This window comes from Streptomyces sp. NPDC003393 (assembly GCF_053589015.1).
Genome location: NZ_JBSFRB010000044.1, coordinates 18533 through 37752, shown reverse-complemented (window position 1 = coordinate 37752; position 19220 = coordinate 18533). Strand labels below are relative to the sequence as shown.

Sequence of the window (19220 nt, the reverse complement as noted above, 5' to 3'; positions counted from 1 at the left end):
GCCGTGTCGGTCCCGTCTCGTCCCCGTGGACCTCATGAGTACGTGTTCTGTTCGCCTGTTGTACGCCAACTCCGTGTCCAATGGCGGGCGGGAGTGTAGGCGACGGGAGATTCCGCGCGTATGCTGCCGACTCGCCGTGAGTGTGCGCACTCCTGGTCCTGCGGCCTGACAACGTTGTCATCCGAGAGGCCGGGGGCTGCATGAGTTATTGCGACGATGGAGAGGTCCCGTGCCCGTCAGACCCGACGCCTCCGTGCCCCCCTCGATCCCACCGAGAACCGCCCGCCGACGAGGAAGACCCTGGCGCGCCACGGTCGCCGCGCTTCTCGCCGGCGCCCTCGGCGCCGCCGCACTGGCGGGAGGGGGTACGGCCGTGGCCGTCCCCGCCTCCGGCACCTCGGCGGGGACGTCCGGCACCGACTACACCAAGCTCGTCGACCCCTTCGTGTCGACCGCCGGCGACGACGGCAACGACATGCCGGGCGCCCAGGCACCGCACGGTCTGGCCAAGGTCAACCCGCTGACCACGCCGAACCGCAACCACACCGGGTACGACTACAACGAGGACCACATCGCCGGGTTCACCTCGACGAACCTCGACGGCGTCGGCGGCTCGGGAGGCGGCGGCGACCTGCTCGTCGTCCCGACGTCCGTGCACTACGACAAGCGGCCCGCCCCCGGCACGTACGCCCACACGTTCAGTCACGACGACGAGACCGCGACGCCCGGTTACTACCAGGTGGGTCTGGGCGCGATATCGGGCACCGCCTCCGCGGTGACGCAGAGCCCCGGCACCGTCAAAGCCGAGGCGACCGCGACGACCCGCACGTCGCTGCAGCGGTACAGCTTCCCCGCCGGGTCCGACCCCGAGCTGGTCCTCGACCTCGCCAACAACTTCACCAGCCGCACCCGCGCGACGATGAAGGCGACTACGCTCCCCGACGACACCACCTCGATCAGCGGGCTCATCGCCGGTTCGTTCAACGGCGCCTCGTACAAGCTGTATTACGACGCCACCACCAACGTCCCCGTGACCTCCCTCAAGAGCTGGGGCGACGACGGGAAGCTGACCGACGCCACCAGCCAGGACGGGTCCGACACCGGCGCCGTCCTCGGCTTCGACACGTCGGCCGGCGACGACATCGAACTGCGCGTCACGCTCTCCCCGATCAGCGCCGAACAGGCCGCGACCGACCAGCGGAACGAGGTCGGCAAGCTGACCTTCGACCAGGCGCGCGCCCGGACCAAGGCGGAGTGGAACAGCGCGCTCGGCGCGGTGGACGTGCGCTCCACGGCGAAGTCCGACCCCGGGTCGACGCTCACCAAGGAGTTCTACACGCACCTGTACCGCATGTACGCGCTGCCGGTGAACGCCACCAGCACCAGCGGGACCTACCGCGGCGCGGACGGCGCGGTGCACCAGGCGAACGGCTTCACGTACTACGACGGCTGGTCGACCTGGGACGACTTCCGAAAGTACTCCGTGGAGTCCTACATCGACCCGGCCACGTACCGGGACATGATCCAGTCGCTGATCGAGCTGTTCGCCGACCAGCGCGCCTCCGGCAAGAGCCTCGGCAGCCTCACGCACTCCGTGCCGACCGTGCGCTGGGAGCGCTCGGCCGTGCTGGTCGCCGACGCGCTGTCGAAGGGCTTCAAGGACTTCGACCGGCTCGACGAGGCCTACCCCGCGCTGCTGTCGTACTCGGGCTACTACACGGGGGCCCAGCTGCGGCAGGGCTACATCTCCGGTGACCCCGGCACGACCGTGCAGCGCGGATACGACCAGTGGGCGCTCTCCGTCATCGCCGACGCGCTCGGCAAGAAGGACGACGCGAAGAAGCTGCGCACCCAGTCGACCATGGCGATCGACAACCTCGTGAAGTCCGGCGCCTGGACCGCCGCTGACGGCACCAAGGTCGGTCTGCTCACCCCGCGCGCGGCGAACGGCGACTGGCAGAGCGCCGACTACGAGAAGTTCGAGGCGGCCGGCCTCTACCAGGGCACGCTCTGGCAGTACCACTGGTACGACGCCTACGACATGGGCGGCCTCATCCAGGCCATGGGCGGCGTCAAGGCCGGCAAGGCCGCGGTGGAGCACATGTTCGGCGAGGACTCCAGCGTCGACGACGGCTCGACCATGCTGCACTCCAACGCCAACGAGATCGACCTCCAGGCTCCCTACCTCTTCAACTACGTCGGTGAGCCGAGCCTGACGCAGAAGTGGGTGCGCGCCATCTACACCGGCGCCACCTGGAACCGCTACATCGCGACCGGTTCCACGAACGAAGCACCCAGCTCTCACGGCGAGTTCACCCCGCCGGTCAGGACGCAGGTCTACAAGCTCGCCCCGAACGGCTTCCTGCCGACCATGGACAACGACGCCGGCACCATGTCCACCATGTTCGTCGGCGCCGCCCTCGGCCTGTTCCCGGTGACCGCCGGCTCCAGCCAGTTCCAGATCGGCAGCCCGTTCTTCGACTCCACCACGATCAGCTACGCCAACGGCGCCAGGTTCACGGTGAAGGCCGACGGCGTCTCGCCGAGCAACTACTACGTGCAGAGCGCGACCCTCGACGGCAAGCGGTTCGACAACACGTGGCTCGACTACTCCCGCATCATCTCCGGCGGCACGCTGGACCTCACCATGGGCTCCGAGCCCTCCCGGTGGGGCGCGCACACGGAGCCCGCGTACTCCCTGAACACCGACTCGGGCGACACGGGTGACGGCGACGGGACGGACAAGGGCGACACCGTCGTCTCCGCCCGCCCCGGCACCGTCGCCACCACCGCCGACGGCTCCCTCGACGACAGCGTGCGGCTCACCCTGTCCGGACCGGCCTCGTTCAAGGCCCGGAAGGGCACCAGCCTCACCGAGTCCGGCGCGGCGAGCGTGACCGGTCTGCCGGACGGGGTCACCGCAGACCTCCGCGTCAGCGGTTCCCGCACGGCGACGCTCTCGCTGTCGGGCACCACGCGGACGGACGCCCGCCTCGGCATCACCTTCCGGGACGCGGCCTTCGCCCACGGCGTCCGGGCCGCCACGGTGACCGGCACCGGAATCTCCCCGACCGACCCGCTGCTCATCTCGGCCGCCGCGGTGCACCGCAAGGCCCTGAGCGCCCTCGTCGACCAGGCGTCGCTGGTACGCAGCGGCAACTACTCCGACGGCTCCTGGACCGTCTTCCGCTCGGCGCTCGACCGCGCCCGGACCGTCCTCGCGGACCCCGCGTCCCCGACCGGCACCCTCATGGCCGCGGACGACGCGCTGCACTCCGCCGTCGACGCGCTCACCATCGACGAGGGCGGTTACGCCGTCCTCCAGGCCGAGGCCGCCGACCAGATGGAGGGCCCCAGCCTGGTGAAGGAGGCGTACTACTCGGACGGCGACCTCGGCGGCGTCACCGAGGGAGCCTGGGAGCGCTACGGCAAGCTCGACTTCGGCGGCGTCGCCCCGCGGAGCATCTCGGTCCGCTACGCCAACTCCCAAGCGCCCGACGCGAAGCCGAGCAGCGTCGACGTCCACGCCGGCACCGCCGACGGCCCGGTCGTGGCGACCGTGTCGCTCCCCGGAACCGGCGGGTGGCAGTACTACACCACGGTGCAGGCGACCGTCACCGACCCGGACGCCCTGCTGGCCGCCAAGAGCGCGACGTTCGTCTTCCACGCCCCGTCCGGTCAGCAGTGGGTGTCGAACTTCGACTGGTACCGGTTCTCCCCAGACGACGTCTCCACGTCCCCCACGACCACGCTCGCCACACTGACCGCGGCCAACAGCACCACCACCGGCGACGGCACGCTCCCGCTCAACCTCGGAAACGGCATCTTCGAGAACGTGACCGACGGGGCGTGGGCCGAGTGGAAGGACACCGACCTCGAGGCCGGCGCCGACACCGTCACCGTCAGCTATGACAAGCCCCGGTCGCGGGCCGCGTCGGACTCGCACATCGAGCTGCACCTCGGTTCGAAGGACGGCACCGCGAAGGTCGACATCCCCCTCGACTACACCGGTTCGGGCTGGGGAACCGTCGCCACCACATCCGTGCAGCTCGACCCGAACGTCTTCGCCGGCGTCCAGGACGTGTACGCGGACTTCGTCTCCAGCACGCAGACGTCCACCCAGCCCTATGTGGGCAACGTCTACTCGCTGACCCTGACGCAGCAGGCCGACGCCCCCGCGGGCTTCGACGCCACCGCGTTCCGCTCGAACAGCGGCGGCGGCCTCAAGAGCGAGCCGGTCGGCTGGAGCGTCGCCGGTACCACCACCGACCTCGGCGGCACCTACGACGGCGCCTGGCTCGACTACGGCGACATCGACTTCGGCACCTCGCCGAAGACCACCGTCACCATCACCTACGTCAACAACTCCGCCCGCTGCGGCACCGGCTCCGCCGTCCAGCTCTACCTGGACTCCTTCGACGCGGCGAACCCGGGCACGCCGTACGCGACCGTGCCGCTGCCGGTCACCGGGGCCGCGTGGTCGTCCGGCGGGACGACCAGCCTGACGCTGCCCAAGGCGATCACCGGCAAGCACGCCGTCCACCTGCGGCTGACCACGACCCCGGATTCCTCGCACCCGTACGTCGCGAACCTCGGCCGGATCACCTTCGACCACGTCGAGGCGCCCGCCGTCACGGACAAGACCGCCCTGCGCAAGGCGATCGACCGGTACGAGGGGCTCTCCGGCGACGCGGAGCGCTACGACGCCATCGACTTCGGCGTCTACCTGCGCGAACTCGCCGCCGCCCGTGCCCTCGCCGACGCCGACGACGTGACGCAGACCGAGGTCGACACCCAGACCCGCAGCCTCACCCTCGCCGCGGGCCAACTGGTCCCGCTGCCGAGACTGCGACTGGAGGACCTGGTCACCACCGCGTCGGCCCTCGCCGACGACCGTTACACGGACGCGTCGTGGCAGGCGTTCACCGCGGCACTCACCGCGGCCAAAGCCACCATCGCCGACGACACGGCGGCGGACTCCACGCTCACCGCACGGTACGAAGCCCTCCGCCACGCCATGTCCGCGCTGACGACGAAGCCCAGGACCGCACCGGCGCCGCCCGACGCGGTCTCGGCCACCTCGTCCGGCACGAGCGTGACCGTCGCCTGGTCCGCGTCCGCCGACGACGGCGGTTCCGCGGTCACCGGCTACCGGATCGCACTCAGCGACGGCCACCAGATCCGGGTCGACGACCCGCACAGCCGCAGCATCACGTTCAGCCGGCTGCGGGCCGGCCGGTCGTACACCGCGCGCGTCCAGGCGGTGAACGAGTTCGGCGCCTCGCGCCAGAGCCCCGCGACGGCACCCGTGGTGACCGGCGGCGGCACGCCGCAGCAGCCGAACGTGACGGGCGTCGTCACCGACGGCAAGCAGGTCCGCGTGACCTGGCGGCCGGCCGGCGACGGCGGATTCCCGGTCATCGGCTACACCGTGACCCTGAACGACGGCACCACCGCCCATGTCCCCGCCACCACGGGCACCGCGCTGCTCACCACCACGGGCGGGGCGAAGGCGCACACGGCGACCGTCACCGCGGTCACCCTCGCCGGAACCTCCGACGCGCCCGACACGACCACAGCGGCCTCCGCGTCCGGCACCGCCGCCGCGGCGGACGCCGCCGACCCGGCGTACGCGCCCTCGCCCTTCCCGGACGAGACGCTCGAGGCGCACTACGCCTCCGACAACTGGCCGGGCGGCGGCGACGGGAGCGAATACGTCTACGGCCTGCTCGACGGCTTCAAGGACCTCGGGCCCGACATCCTCGCCGCCGACTCCAAGGTGCCCGCCGGCACCGCACTCACCGCCGAGAACGACAAGATCGCCGTGAGCATCAACAACGCCGCGACGCAGAAGGAGGTGGACCGGGCCGAGGTCGACGCGACCAACAGCGCCACCGTCACGATGGCGGACGGCCTCGGCTCCCGGCTGGGTCAGATCTACAGCGACGCCCTGAAGGGCGGCCTGCTGCCGAAGACCAGCGCGCTGTTCTCCCGCGTTTCGCAGGGCCTCGACAAGGGCGGAGCGGCGAAGGACCACTACGGCTACCAGCGCCCGTACGTGCGGCTCGGGTTCGTCGGTGACGGGGGCGCCGTCTACGAGTCGCAGGACGGCTCCTACGGCGGCCTCACCACCAGCGGCTCCTACCCCAGCGGCCACACCTACGCCGGCTACGAAGCGGGGACCGTCCTCGCCACGCTCCTTCCGGAGCTGGCACCCTCGATCCTCGCCCGCACCTCGGAGTACGGGAACAACCGCATCGTCCTCGGATTCCACTACCCGCTCGACGTCATGGGCGGCCGCATCACCGGTCAGGCCACCGTCGCGCACCGGTGGGCCGACCCCGAGTTCCAGAAGCTGCTCATGCAGGCCCACGTCGAGATCGAGAACGTACTGCTCGCGCAGTGCCGGGAGGAGGGGTACGGCGACACGCTCGCGGCCTGCGAGGGCGACGCCTACGACGGCCTGAGCACCGCCCAGGACGTCGACCTGTACACGCAGCGCCTCACCTACGAGTTCTCCCAGGTCGGCAAGGCCGGGCAGCCCCTGAGGACGCCGTCCGACGCGGCGGCGCTGCTGATCACCGCCTTCCCGGATCTCACCACCGCCCAGCGCACGCAGATCCTGGAGCAGACCGCGACGGACTCGGGCTACCCGCTCGACCGCACCGCGGACGGGGAGGCCGGCTGGCAGCGGATCAACCTGGCCGCCGCGATGGCGGCGGACGTGGTCGTCCACGCCGACGGGTCGGTCACGGTGAAGAACCACCCGGACGCCACGAAGGCCAGTGTCGCCGACGCCAGGTCGATCACCGTGGGCGGCCTCGCTGTCGACGGGTTCGACCCCGAGGGGTCCACGTACGTCGTCGACTGGCCGAAGGGCGGAAGGCCTCCGGCCGTCTCCGCCGTGGCGGCCGAGCCCGGGGCGCGGGTGAAGGTCACCGACGGCAGCTCCCTGCTCTCGTCGACCGGCTCCCGGCTCACCGCCTACACCATCACGGTGACCTCGGCGAACGGGGCGTTCACCCGGACCTACACGGTCGGCATCCAGCGCACGGACAACGGCCACCGGCCGTTGTGGGCCGGCGGTGACGGCTCCGCCGCGGGCACCGGCGGCTGGGACCCCGGCGGCCGGGATCTCGGGGGCCTCGGCTCCGGTTCCACCGGCGGAACGGGCCTCTGGTCCCGCGCGGCCGAGTGGTCCGGGACACGGGGACTCCTGCCCCGGGCCTAGGGCACGACACGACGGCCGGACCTCGTTCGCGGGGTCCGGCCGTCGCGTTTTCGTACCCCGTGACGGTGCCGCCGCGCGAGGGCTCGCGCCGCACCGGGATGTGCTTCGTGAAGTCCTGGGTGAACGGGGATCCGTCCCGGTCGGCGACCCGCCGCTCCCGCCAAAGTTCCGCGGTCCGCGTGCTCGAGTGGAGCTCCGCGGGCCACGCGCGACGGTGCCGCCGGGCGCCGCCCCGGTAGGCCGTGTCAGCCCGCCGGGTGGCCGACCAGCATCGTCGGCGCCCCCGCGACCCGGGTGAGGAACACCGTCACCGTGTTCCGCCCCTGCGCCTTCGGCAACACCTTGCGGCGCAGTTCCTCCGGCTCGACCGCCGAGCCGCGCTTCTTCACGGTCAGGGTGCCGACCTGCCGTTCCCGCAGCAGCGCCTTCAGCTTCTTCACGTTGAAGGGGAGTTGGTCCGTGATCTCGTAGGGGGTGGCGTACGGGGTGGGCCGCAGTTCGTCGGCGGTGACGTACGCGATCGTCTCGTCGAGCAGGCCGCCGTCGAGGTCCGCGGCGACCTCGGCGACGAGGTGGGCACGGATGACGGCGCCGTCGGGCTCGTACAGGTAGCGGCCCAGCGGTCGGACCGGGGGGTTCGCAAGGCCCCGGCCGCGCAGGCTGTGCGGGCCGGGGAGCAGTGTCGCCCGCACCAGGCCCGGCTCGGTGGCGAACCACAGCACCGCCTCCTTCACGTCCCCGCAGTCGGAGATCCACTCGGCCTCGGCCTGCGGCGGCACCGCCTCGTGGGGGACACCGGGGGCGATCTTCAGGGCGGCGTGCGGGGCCTCGAGGGCGGTCTCGACGGCCCAGGAGAGCGGTGGCGAGTAGGCCTCCGGGTCGAAGATCCGGCCCCGGCCGCCCCTGCGGGCCGGGTCGACGAACACCGCGTCGTACGCGGAGGTGTCGACGTCCGTCACGTCCGCCTCACGCACCTCGATCAGGTCGGAGAGGCCCAGGGCCTCGGCGTTCGCGCGGGCGGCGGCGGCCGTCACCGGGTCGCGGTCGACGGCGAGGACCCGGATCCCGGCGCGGGCGAGGGCGATCGCGTCGCCGCCGATGCCGCAGCACAGGTCGGCGAGTGAGGTCACGCCGAGTTCGGCGAGGCGTGCGGCCCGGTGCGCGGCCACGCTCGCGCGCGTCGACTGCTCGACCCCGTTCGGCGTGAAGAACATCCGCCGCGCGTCCTCGGCCCCGAACTTCGCCGCCGCCCGCTGCCGCAGCCGGGCCTGGCCGAGCGCGGCCGACACCAGTCCGGCCGGGTGGCCGCGGCGCAGTCGGGTGGCGACGGCGAGCTCGTCGGCGGGGTCGGTGTCGCGCACCTCGTCCAGGAGGGCACGGCCCTCGGGGGTGAGCAGGGCGGCGAAGGCGTCGAGCGGGGCCTGTGGGTCGTTCACGGGCTCATTGTCGGCCAGTCGGTGGACGGTGTGCCCGGCGGCCGCGGTGTCGGCGCGGGTTCGGGCCGGTGGCCTGCGAGGATCCGGCACCATGAGAGCAGTCGTACAAAACGATAAGAAGCGTCCCACACTGGTCTGTTCTCCGAGGCGCGGAGCGGGTCTGCGTGCCGGGCTCGCCGCCCTCGCCCTCACCGCCCTCGCCTCCGGCTGCTCCGAGACCGACACGCCGGCACCGCCCGCCCCGGGCCAGCAGCTCGGCCAGGCGCCCGCGGCGCGCGCCCTGGACTCCTACGCCAACCGCCTGCGCGCCTCCCACGCGGCCAGGGTCGCCGCAACCAAGCGCTGGGGCCTGAAGCAGGTTCCCCTCACACCCTCGAAGCCCTCCGCCGTGAGACCGCGGATCACCCCCCGCCCGGGCTTCGAGGTGAGCCGCCAGAAGGACTGGTACCTCCCCCCGGTCTTCACCACGGTCCCCACCGAGGACAAGGTCGTCTTCCTCACCATCGACGACGGAGCGGAGAAGGACCCCGCCTTCCTGCGCATGATGAGCGAACTGAAGATCCCCTACACGGCGTTCCTCACCGACTACCTCATCAAGGACGACTACGCCTACTTCCGGAAGATGCAGGCCTCGGGGGTCACCCTCAACAACCACACCCTGCACCACCCCGACCTGCGGAAACTGTCCTTCGAGCAGCAGCGGCGCGAGATCTGCGACATGCAGGACATCATGGACGAGCAGTTCGGCGAGCGCCCGAAACTCATGCGCCCGCCCTACGGCAGCTACAACCAGGACACCCTGGCCGCCGCCAAGTCCTGCGGCATCGAGTACGCGCCGATCTGGAACGAGGAGGTCTTCGCCGACCACTGGGAGTTCCGCGAGAAGGACCAGCGGCTGCGCCCCGGCGACATCGTCCTCACCCACTTCCGGGGCCGCAAGGAGTGGAACGGCACGATGGCCGACGTCATGCGCCGGTTCCTGGACCACGTCACGGCCGAGGGGTTCGCGGTGGCGCGGCTGGAGGACTACCTGTGACGCTGCGGCCGTGGCCCCGGCGCACGGCCGCGCTGCTGCTCGCGGCCGCACTGCTGCTCCTGGCCGGCTGTGCGCCCTCCGTCGACCCGATCGAACGGCTGGGCCGCAAGGCGGCCCAGCGGGTGCGGCCCGGGACACCGGCCCCCGGGCAGCCGTACCGCCGCTGGGGCCTCGCTGCCCCGCTGTCCCCGCCCCCCTCCGCCCGCCCGCTGCGCCGCACCGCGCGGGACTCCGCCCCGCCCCCGGTCCTGGACCACGTCCGCACCGACGACCGGGTCGTCTTCCTCACCTACGACGACGGCGCCGAGCGGGACCCGCGGTTCGTCGACATGGTCCGCGAACTGCGGCTGCCGGTCGGCATGTTCCTCACCGACAGCGTCGTCGGGCCGGGTCAAGGGCACTTCGGGCGACTGCTGGCGGCCGGTGCGGACCTGGAGAACCACACCCTGGACCACCCTCTGCTGCGCGGCCTGCCGTACCGGGCCCAACGCGCGGAGATCTGCGGCCAGCGCGACAAGCTCCACGCCCGCTTCGGTGTCCGCGCCCGCCTGTTCCGCCCGCCGTACGGCGCGTACGACACCACGACCCTGCGCGCCGCCGCCGACTGCCAGGTCTCCGCGGTCGTCCTGTGGCGCGCGTCGATGAAGGAGACCGACCTGCGCTTCACCCACGGCTCCCACTCCCTGCGCCCCGGCGACATCGTTCTGGTCGCCGCCGGCGACGACGACCTCGACGGCCCGCCCTTGCGCACCCGCACGATCCGCCTCCTGCGAAAGATCCAGCAGGCGGGCCTGGCGGTGGGGAGGCTGGAGGAGTACCTGTGACAAGAGCCGTCCGGGCGTCCCGAGGGAGTTCGAGGACGCGGCCGTAAGGGAGGGAGCCCAGGTGTCGCCGAAGGCCCCGACCGGCGACGCGCCACGAGGCAATTGGCACTCCGCTTGACCGAGTGCTAACGACGGTCATAGTCTCGGCTCTGGCACTCCCCACCGGAGAGTGCCAACACAGCGACGGGCAGGTCCGGCACCCGCGACGACGGATCGACCTGGTCGCCACCTCAGACAGTTAACCCCGTGAGATCTCCGAAGGGGGAGGTCGGATCGTGACGACCGCCAGCTCCAAGGTTGCCATCAAGCCGCTCGAGGACCGCATCGTGGTCCAGCCGCTGGACGCCGAGCAGACCACGGCCTCGGGCCTGGTCATCCCGGACACCGCCAAGGAGAAGCCCCAGGAGGGCGTCGTCCTGGCCGTGGGCCCGGGCCGCTTCGAGGACGGCAACCGCCTTCCGCTCGACGTCAAGGTCGGCGACGTCGTGCTCTACAGCAAGTACGGCGGCACCGAGGTGAAGTACAACAACGAGGAGTACCTCGTTCTCTCGGCTCGCGACGTCCTCGCGATCATCGAGAAGTAATCACCTCGATCCCTGCTTTGAGCTGCGCCCCTGGCCCCCGCGACCGATAAGAAGCCGGGCGCCCGGGGCGCAGCGCCTTTTCCACCCAGATTTCCGAGAGGGCTCCCGCTGCCATGGCGAAGATCCTGAAGTTCGACGAGGACGCCCGTCGCGCCCTCGAGCGCGGCGTCAACAAGCTCGCCGACACGGTCAAGGTGACGATCGGCCCCAAGGGCCGCAACGTCGTCATCGACAAGAAGTTCGGTGCCCCCACCATCACCAACGACGGTGTCACCATCGCCCGCGAGGTCGAGGTCGAGGACCCGTACGAGAACCTCGGCGCCCAGCTGGTGAAGGAGGTGGCGACCAAGACCAACGACATCGCTGGTGACGGCACCACCACCGCCACCGTGCTCGCCCAGGCGCTGGTGCGCGAGGGCCTGAAGAACGTCGCCGCCGGCGCCTCCCCGGCGCTGCTGAAGAAGGGCATCGACGCCGCCGTCGCCGCGGTCGCCGAGGACCTGCTTTCCTCGGCCCGCCCGATCGACGAGAAGTCCGACATCGCCGCCGTGGCCGCGCTGTCCGCCCAGGACCAGCAGGTCGGCGAGCTGATCGCCGAGGCGATGGACAAGGTCGGCAAGGACGGCGTCATCACCGTCGAGGAGTCCAACACCTTCGGTCTGGAGCTGGACTTCACCGAGGGCATGGCCTTCGACAAGGGCTACCTGTCGCCGTACTTCGTCACGGACCAGGAGCGCATGGAGGCCGTCCTCGACGACCCGTACATCCTGATCCACCAGGGCAAGATCTCCTCCATCGCGGACCTGCTGCCGCTGCTCGAGAAGATCATCCAGGCGAACGCCTCCAAGCCACTGCTGATCATCGCCGAGGACGTCGAGGGCGAGGCCCTGTCGACCCTGGTCGTCAACAAGATCCGCGGCACCTTCAACGCCACCGCCGTCAAGGCCCCCGGCTTCGGCGACCGCCGCAAGGCGATGCTCCAGGACATGGCGATCCTCACCGGCGCCACCGTCATCTCCGAGGAGGTCGGCCTCAAGCTCGACCAGGTCGGTCTGGACGTCCTCGGCTCCGCCCGCCGTGTCACCGTCACCAAGGACGACACCACGATCGTCGACGGCGCCGGCAACAAGTCGGACGTCGACGGCCGCGTCGCCCAGATCAAGGCCGAGATCGAGAACACCGACTCCGACTGGGACCGCGAGAAGCTCCAGGAGCGCCTCGCGAAGCTGGCCGGCGGCGTGTGCGTCATCAAGGTCGGCGCCGCCACCGAGGTGGAGCTGAAGGAGAAGAAGCACCGTCTGGAGGACGCCATCTCCGCGACCCGCGCCGCGGTCGAGGAGGGCATCGTCTCCGGTGGTGGCTCGGCTCTGGTCCACGCCGTGAAGATCCTTCAGGACAACCTCGGCAAGACCGGCGACGAGGCCACGGGTGTCGCGGTCGTCCGCCGCGCCGCCGTCGAGCCGCTGCGCTGGATCGCCGAGAACGCCGGCCTGGAGGGCTACGTCATCGTCTCCAAGGTCGCCGAGCTGGAGAAGATGAGCGGCTACAACGCCGCCACCGGCGAGTACGGCGACCTGGTCAAGGCCGGCGTCATCGACCCGGTCAAGGTCACCCGCTCCGCCCTGGAGAACGCCGCCTCCATCGCCTCCCTCCTGCTGACGACCGAGACCCTGGTCGTCGAGAAGAAGGAAGAGGAAGAGCCGGCCGCCGCGGGCCACGGCCACGGCCACGCCCACTGAGCGCCGCGCTGAGCGTTGACCGACGGTGCCCAGTTCCCCTGCGGGGGGCTGGGCACCGTCGCGTTGTACGGCGGTTCAGCCTCTGCCGTGACGGGTCGTCGCCGGGTGCGGCTTCGTCGTGGCCGTTCACGCCGGACGTGGCGGCTGCCGCACCTGCCAGTCGATGTACGTGCCCAGCCGGCTGCGGCCTGCCAAGAGCAGTTTGCGGCCCCTCGACCTCCTCGGTGAGCAAGTCGGGGTCCGTGTGGCCGATCTCCGTCCGTCCACTGAGGACGGTTGACTCCGGCGGTGCGGTGAGCGACGCCGTCAGGTTCATGAAGTGCCGGTGCCCGAAGCGGCGCTCGATCTCTGGTCCGATGAACAGGGTGCCGCCGTCACGCGCTCCAGGTATGGCTGCTCGACGAGGTGCCGTACGACAGGTTCGGCGCCCGACCTGAAGGGCACGAAGCTCGCCCCACCACTCCTGCCACAGGTGCCTCCCGACCCGGTGCTCCTGGAGACACAGCACGAGGAGTTGCTGCGCGATGAGGTGCCGTGCCTCGGCAGGCGCGGTCACCGGTTCCACCCAGCGGCGTGACCACGCCGGCAACAGGGCCGCCGCGGACAGGAAGCCGGCGTGGATCAGGGCGAGGAACAGCAGTTGCGGGTGGTGCCAGAGTGGCGTCCGGGGCGGCCCAGCCGTTGCACCGATCGGCCTAGCGGCCTGGACTGGGACTCAGAAGCCAACACGGAGCGCCGCGGCCGTTTTTACCAGGCCGTCTCGTTCCAGCCGGTCCAGGACGTCGGCGGGCACGCCCGGTGGGTTTTGCCAACTGTCGGCGATCTGCTGGACACAGGCGAAGATCCGGCCCCGGTCGAGGTCCAGCTGGGCAAGAACGAAGTCGTCCGGATGGACGGCCTCGACGTCCCAGGGGGCCGTGGCCGCCAACGGGAAATCCTTGGTGTTGCGTGTCACGATGAGCTGCGCCCGGGCCTTGATCGCGGCCGCAAGCACATGCCGATCGTCCGGGTCGGGAAGGCTGAGTACCGGTTCGAGTGGCTCGTGACCCACGACCAGGCAGTCACGCACTGCCCGCTTCATGAGCTCGCGCGTTCGATCGAGCCTTTCCTGCCGAAGATCGGGACGGTTCTTGGCGAGGTTCTCGAACACCTCGTCGAGAATCCGCTCCGACCACTTCGCCTGGACCAGTCCGGCCGCAGCTATGCGGATCAGCAGGTCGCGCAGCGTGTTGGGGTAGAGAACACACGCGTCGTACACGACCGTGAACGCCATCTGTCAGATCAGCCCCATGTCCTGGTTCAGTGCGGTGAGCTCATCGGCTGCCGCCCGCCGGCGTCGATCGTCCTCTCGTTGGTACGCCATCAGGGAGGCAGCCTTGATCCGGCGGTGCGTGCCGACCTTGCGGTATTCGATCTCACCGGCTTCCAGCAGGCCGATGAGAAACGGGCGGGAGACGTTCAGCATGTCGGCGGCTTGCTGGGTGGTCAGCTCGGCGTTGTCCGGGACGATCGACACCGCGCGCCCGGAGGCCATGTGACCCAGGATCGTGGCGAGCATTTCCGCGGCCTCACGCGGCAACTGCACAGAGACCGTGACTTCGGTGTCCTCCGGATGGCGGACCAGTACGTCCCTCAAGGGCTCGATAGCCCGGTTGGCGGTCTCGGAACTGTGCTTGTGCGGTACCGGAGACCGGGAAACCTTTGCTGTCATCATCCTCATCTCCCCGCGCTCGGCTCCCCAGTATCCGCAATATTCGAAATAAGTGCAACATCTGAAGCTTGATCATTAACCTCGCTGCTGTTTCTGGCGGACGTGTTCGGTGAGGGTTTCGATTCGTTTCACGGTCTTTCCAGGCTCATGACGTGGGGCTGGCCTGCGATTCTTCGAGCCGGGTGGGCGTCCGGGCCCGGGCTTGGAGGGTCTGGGCACGCTGGCGGGACGGGCGGTCTTCACGCGGAGGTGGCGGAACCCTCGGCGGACCCGGGCAGGGGTGAGCCGACGCGGCTCGGCGGGCCGTTCCCAGGGCCGACGAAGATCCTCGGCGAGGGGCCGGGCAAGGCGGAGTTGGGTGTGGGCGGCGATGATCAGCCAGGTCCACAGGTCGGCCGTGTGCGGATCGCGGACCTTGGGGACGGTCCAGCCCAGGGTCTGCTTGAACAGCCGGAAGGTGTGCTCCAGGTCGAACCTGCGGAGGAATGCCTGCCAGCGCAGGTCGACGTCAGCGCCGGTCATCCCGGTGCGCGAGGACCACAGCCACACCGGCTTGGGGTCGCGGTCACCGGGCAGATGCTCGACCTTCAGCCGGATCAACGTGCCGTGGATCAAGGGAAGTTCGCCGCAGTGGTCGAGCCAGGGGCCGCGGGCCTGCAGGCGGGGGTGCATCCGGTCCCAGGCGAGGGCTTCGGCCGTGCCGTAGCGGGTGGTGTCGCAGGTGGTGGCCTGATCAGGGGTATGCCAGGAATCCGGTTTGGAGAAGGTGAGGACGCCGCCGTGCTTTCGGGGCTGCCCGCCGCGCGGGGTGGAACGACGCGGGCCGGCATCCCTCAGCATGACGCGGTCCGAGCGCAGCCGGCCGACCAGCTCGACGGGCAGGTCGGCCAGGACGTAGGCGAGGCGGGTGACGTCGTAGCCGGTGTCCATGACGACGAGGATGTCCGCGTCGCCCGGCCGCCACTGCCCGGCGTACACCAGCCGGGTGACCACCTCGCGCAGCTGGGCGGCGGTCACCGCGGTGGCATCGTCCGCTGGCCCCAGACGGATCGCGTCCAGCACGGCCGTCCACGACGTGCGTCCCGTCTCCAGCGCGGCGACGAAGGAATACGGCCAGCCGGGGATGAACTGATCCGCGCTGCGGCCCCGTCCGTAGACGTGGCAGAACAGCAGCTCCGGGCTGGTGGGGGCGTCGGGACGCAGCCAGTTGCTCACGTCCACCGCGAGGACGATCCGCCCGTCGGCCGCACGTGGCAGCGGCGTGGAGGCCAGCAGCCTGCGCAGGCGGCGCGGCTCCAGCCAGCCGTGATTGACCGCGTCGTACATCGCACCGTGCCCACGCCGGTGCTCGGCCGTGAGCGTCAACTCGACCAGCGACGTCACCGGGCCATCGGCACACAGCACCGCGTCGGTCAGCTCGAAGAGCGCATCCGCCCGGGTATAGAGGCAGTCGTAGAACTGGACTCGAAAGTGGGACAGGACGCCCAACGCGGCGTCAGCTGACTGTTCAGCGGCGAGACTCTTCACCAGCGGCCGTTCCTTCACGCGACGTTGCTCGACACCTCGAAGCGTGAAGAACGGCCGCCCTGCTGTCCCGGGAATGAACCAAGATCAGCGGGTCAAGTGAACGGTCGAGGTTAAACGTCAAGCTGAAGAGTCGGGCGGGTCGTCGCAGAGCCGCTCCATACAGCCCGAGGCGCAGTCCGGTCAGGAGTCGATGCCAGCCGCCTGTGGTCGCGACGACCGCCCACACGGTCTTGCCGGGGGCACCGACGCGGGGCATGACGCCCCACTCCTTGGGTCGTCCAGTTGCCCCCGGTCCTTGGATGCGCCTTTCGTGCACGAATCCCTCGTCCTTGAGCTGGCGCTTGGCGCGGGTGAAGGCGCAGGCGCCGATGTCGGCTCGTTCGGCGGTTCGGGAGAGGGATTCCCGGGCGCCCGGTGGGAGAGAGCTGCCAGGTCAGGAGTCGAACCGCGTCCGAGGACAGGCGCGGGTGCCGGATGATGTCGTGCGAGAACTGGGTGTAGGGGCGCTGGGGCGCGATACAGTGCCGGTACATCACGGTGGAACTTGCCTTCCACTGGTGGTTCAGGCCCTCGCGAACGGTTGCAGCCGTCGCGGGGTCCGGCCCTCTGACATTCGGTGCGGGCCCGGCAAGGGCGGAAGGCGGCCGTGCGGAATGAAGTGCCCGGGCATACGAAAGCCCCCGTGCCGGGGGCTTCCCGTGGCTCTCCTCCGCGGCTTCTAGTTCTCCAACTCGTCCAGTGCGCCCAGCTGTTGCAGCAGGCCCAGGTGGTCGTGCTGCCACCACAGTTCGGTGATCTTGCCGTCGGGGCCGAAGTGGAAGAGGGTCGTGCCGGTCATGCCGACCTGCCTGCCGGTGGGGGCGATGCCCAGGAACTCGCCCTTGTGGGTGCCCTTCCAGGACCAGCGGGCGCAGGCCCGGTCGTCCTGGGCGAGGACCTCGTCGAGGGTGAAGGCGGAGTCGAAGGCGTCGCGCCACATGCGGAACTCGCGCCGGATCGTGTCCAGGCCGATGGTGGTCTGCGGGTTGATCGGGTCGTGGCTGTGGCAGTCCTCGTCGATCAGGTCGTTGAGCGGGGGCAGTTCTCCCGCGCCGGCGAGCGTGGCGAAGAAACGCCGCACGGTGTCGTCACAGAGCCGCTCGTCCCGGACGACCTCCAGGTCGATGAAGGTGGGCATCTCGTCGCACAGGGCGGCCATGCCGCGGAAGATCTCGTCGGTCTCCGGGAGGTTCGAGTTCCGCATCGCCTCCTCGTACGACGGGAACTCCACCATCTCCACGATGTGCGCTCTGTCCGAGCGGTCCGTGCCGACCAGCGCGTGGGTCGCGGTCCGCTTTCCGCCGGTCTGTTCCAGCCAGGTGTCGATCAGCCGGTTCATCTCGTCGAACCGGCTCGTCCTGCACTCGATGAGCTGTACGAAGGTCATGGCGCCCCTCCGGCCCCCCTGGCCCGGTTCCGTCACCGCCATTTTCCCACCGGGGGGACGACGCCACCTCCGTAGCGCGCTCCGGAGGCCCGCGGCCCGGCCCGAACCGGAACCGCTGCCCTCGGACTACTGCGGGCCGTACTTGCGGCCCGTCTTCGACGTTACCCCGCCCAGCAGCCCCCGGGGGGCCAGCTTCACCAGGCCCATCAGCGCCTTGTAGCGCGGGTCGGGAACGGAGACGGTCCGGCCGCGCGCCAGGTCCGCCAGTGCCGCCGCGACCAGCTTGTCCGCGTCCAGCCACATCCAGTTCGGGATGTTGTCCGTGCCCATGCCGGCCCGCTGGTGGAACTCGGTGCGCACGAAGCCGGGGCACAGGGCCATCAGGCGCACCCCGGTCCCGGCCAGGTCGCGGGCGGCGCCCTGGGTGAACTGCACGACCCACGCCTTCGAGGCCCCGTAGGTGCCGCGCGGCACGAACGCCGCCACCGACGCCACGTTCACCACCCCGCCCCGGCCGCGCTCACGCATCGCCGCCGTCGCCGCGGCCGTCAGCCGCAGCACCGCCTCGACGTGCACCTTGAGCATCGTCAGCTCGTCGGCCATCGGCACCTCGAGGAAGCGGCCCTTGTTGCCGAAGCCCGCGTTGTTGATCAGCAGGTCGACCGGGTTGCGGCGGTCGTCCAGCCGGGCGGCGACCGCCTCGATGCCAGCCTCCTGCGACAGATCGGCCGTGAGCACCTCCGCCTCGATGCCGTGCCGGTCGTGCAGCTCGGTCGCCTGGTCCGTCAGGCGCTCGGTGTCCCGTGCCACCAGGACGAGGTCGTGCCCGTCCGCCGCCAGCCGACGCGCGAACGCGGCACCGATGCCCGCGGTGGATCCCGTAATCAGAGCCGTTGTCATGGCGAAAGGTTAGTGGTCCGGGCGACCGGTTCCCGATCTGTGCACAGGTCCTTCCGATCAGCGGGGAGCAGGTGTCGTCCCGTCGCCCACGGCCCGTCGATCCGCGTACTTCTCGCCGTACTTCCGGGCCGCCGCGAGGGTTTCCGGGTGCAGCGCGTTCCCGGCCGCGAGCAGGTGCGGCAGCAGGGAGCGCTCCGTGGTGCCGGCCCGGAACTCCATGGCCACCGTCACGTCGTGGTCCGGGCGGTGCACGATCTCGACCGGGTCGCCGGAGCGGATCTCACCCGGCTCGATCACCCGCAGGTAGGCCCCCGGCGCACCCTTTTGCGTGAACCTCCTCACCCATCCCCGCTCGCCCATGTGGCCCTGGAAGGTCCGGCACGGGATCCGGCCGCTGGTGACCTCCAGCAGCACCGACGGGCCGGCCGGCGAGCCGATGCGCCAGCGCTCGCCGATCAGGGCGCCGGACACGTCCAGGCCGGCCGTGGTGAGGTTCTCGCCGAACGCGCCGTTCGCCAGCGTCCGGCCCAACTCGCGCTCCCACTCGTTCATGTCCTCGCGCGCCATGGCGTACACCGCCTGGTCGTCGCCGCCGTGGTGCCGCGTGTCGCACACCGCGTCCCCGGCCAGCCCGCTCGCGCCGACCCCCTTCGGGCCGGGCGCCGCCACCAGCACCGGGTGGTCCACCGGCCGCTTGTCGATCCCGGTGACGCCCTGGGGCTGGTCGGTGTACGGCACGGCCTGCGGGCGGCCCAGATTGACGGAGAGCAGCTTCATGCGAGCACGGTACGGGAGCCCACTTCAAA

At 70.6% G+C, this 19220-nt stretch carries 12 protein-coding genes and 1 pseudogene; 5 read left to right on the top strand and 8 right to left on the bottom strand.

The features are described 5' to 3' along the window. The first annotated feature begins 229 nt into the window (after positions 1 to 229). On the top strand, positions 230 to 7231 hold the full coding sequence (locus tag ACWDUZ_RS31695; RefSeq protein ID WP_451635244.1) for a glycoside hydrolase domain-containing protein: 7002 nt from the start codon (positions 230 to 232) through the stop codon (positions 7229 to 7231). A gap of 245 nt (positions 7232 to 7476) precedes the next feature. Here ACWDUZ_RS31695 and ACWDUZ_RS31690 read toward each other — a convergent pair whose 3' ends face one another. Further along, complete coding sequence (locus tag ACWDUZ_RS31690) at positions 7477 to 8667, bottom strand: class I SAM-dependent methyltransferase (RefSeq protein ID WP_451635243.1); 1191 nt, start codon at positions 8665 to 8667, stop codon at positions 7477 to 7479. A gap of 91 nt (positions 8668 to 8758) precedes the next feature. Here ACWDUZ_RS31690 and ACWDUZ_RS31685 point away from each other — a divergent pair, with 91 nt between their 5' ends. The 4 genes from ACWDUZ_RS31685 to groL all read left to right on the top strand — a co-directional run bounded on the left by ACWDUZ_RS31685 (position 8759) and on the right by groL (position 12850). Beyond that, the gene (locus tag ACWDUZ_RS31685; protein ID WP_451635242.1) at positions 8759 to 9703 is read left to right on the top strand and encodes a polysaccharide deacetylase family protein; all 945 of its coding nucleotides are present in this window, start codon (positions 8759 to 8761) and stop codon (positions 9701 to 9703) included. Then, a complete protein-coding gene (locus tag ACWDUZ_RS31680) occupies positions 9700 to 10527 on the top strand; it encodes a polysaccharide deacetylase family protein (protein WP_451635241.1) in 828 nt (275 codons plus the stop codon). The genes ACWDUZ_RS31685 and ACWDUZ_RS31680 overlap by 4 nt, the downstream gene beginning before the upstream one ends. Before the next feature lie 275 nt (positions 10528 to 10802). After that, positions 10803 to 11111: a co-chaperone GroES gene (gene groES / locus ACWDUZ_RS31675; RefSeq protein ID WP_009190181.1), complete on the top strand. Its 309-nt coding sequence runs from the start codon at positions 10803 to 10805 to the stop codon at positions 11109 to 11111. A gap of 113 nt (positions 11112 to 11224) precedes the next feature. Further along, positions 11225 to 12850: a chaperonin GroEL gene (groL, locus tag ACWDUZ_RS31670; RefSeq protein ID WP_451635240.1), complete on the top strand. Its 1626-nt coding sequence runs from the start codon at positions 11225 to 11227 to the stop codon at positions 12848 to 12850. Positions 12851 to 13003: 153 nt separating this feature from the next. Here the strand turns inward: groL and ACWDUZ_RS31665 are convergent. The 7 genes and pseudogenes from ACWDUZ_RS31665 to ACWDUZ_RS31635 all read right to left on the bottom strand — a co-directional run. Then, positions 13004 to 13537: pseudogene (locus ACWDUZ_RS31665) on the bottom strand (DEAD/DEAH box helicase); the annotation flags it as partial. A gap of 28 nt (positions 13538 to 13565) precedes the next feature. Continuing rightward, positions 13566 to 14123 (bottom strand): PIN domain-containing protein, encoded by a 558-nt coding sequence (locus ACWDUZ_RS31660; protein ID WP_451635239.1) that lies wholly within the window; start codon positions 14121 to 14123, stop codon positions 13566 to 13568. A 3-nt stretch (positions 14124 to 14126) separates the two neighbouring features. Beyond that, positions 14127 to 14564, bottom strand: coding sequence for a helix-turn-helix domain-containing protein (locus ACWDUZ_RS31655; protein WP_451635238.1), 438 nt, complete (start codon positions 14562 to 14564; stop codon positions 14127 to 14129). Positions 14565 to 14636: 72 nt separating this feature from the next. After that, the gene (locus tag ACWDUZ_RS31650) at positions 14637 to 16088 is read right to left on the bottom strand and encodes an NF041680 family putative transposase (protein WP_451635237.1); all 1452 of its coding nucleotides are present in this window, start codon (positions 16086 to 16088) and stop codon (positions 14637 to 14639) included. Positions 16089 to 16806: 718 nt separating this feature from the next. Then, on the bottom strand, positions 16807 to 17514 hold the full coding sequence (locus tag ACWDUZ_RS31645; RefSeq protein WP_451635236.1) for an ester cyclase: 708 nt from the start codon (positions 17512 to 17514) through the stop codon (positions 16807 to 16809). Positions 17515 to 17640: 126 nt separating this feature from the next. Continuing rightward, positions 17641 to 18414 (bottom strand): SDR family NAD(P)-dependent oxidoreductase, encoded by a 774-nt coding sequence (locus tag ACWDUZ_RS31640; RefSeq protein WP_451635235.1) that lies wholly within the window; start codon positions 18412 to 18414, stop codon positions 17641 to 17643. Positions 18415 to 18471: 57 nt separating this feature from the next. Next, complete coding sequence (locus tag ACWDUZ_RS31635) at positions 18472 to 19191, bottom strand: MOSC domain-containing protein (RefSeq protein WP_451635234.1); 720 nt, start codon at positions 19189 to 19191, stop codon at positions 18472 to 18474. Positions 19192 to 19220: the final 29 nt, after the last annotated feature.

Coding starts and splice junctions, on each gene's coding strand:
- groL (WP_451635240.1), top strand. CDS start 11,225: ATGGCGAAGATCCTGAAGTTCGACGAGGACGCCCGTCGCGCCCTCGAG.
- ACWDUZ_RS31685 (WP_451635242.1), top strand. CDS start 8,759: ATGAGAGCAGTCGTACAAAACGATAAGAAGCGTCCCACACTGGTCTGT.
- ACWDUZ_RS31635 (WP_451635234.1), bottom strand. CDS start 19,191: ATGAAGCTGCTCTCCGTCAATCTGGGCCGCCCGCAGGCCGTGCCGTAC.
- ACWDUZ_RS31640 (WP_451635235.1), bottom strand. CDS start 18,414: ATGACAACGGCTCTGATTACGGGATCCACCGCGGGCATCGGTGCCGCG.
- ACWDUZ_RS31655 (WP_451635238.1), bottom strand. CDS start 14,564: ATGATGACAGCAAAGGTTTCCCGGTCTCCGGTACCGCACAAGCACAGT.
- ACWDUZ_RS31645 (WP_451635236.1), bottom strand. CDS start 17,514: ATGACCTTCGTACAGCTCATCGAGTGCAGGACGAGCCGGTTCGACGAG.
- ACWDUZ_RS31660 (WP_451635239.1), bottom strand. CDS start 14,123: ATGGCGTTCACGGTCGTGTACGACGCGTGTGTTCTCTACCCCAACACG.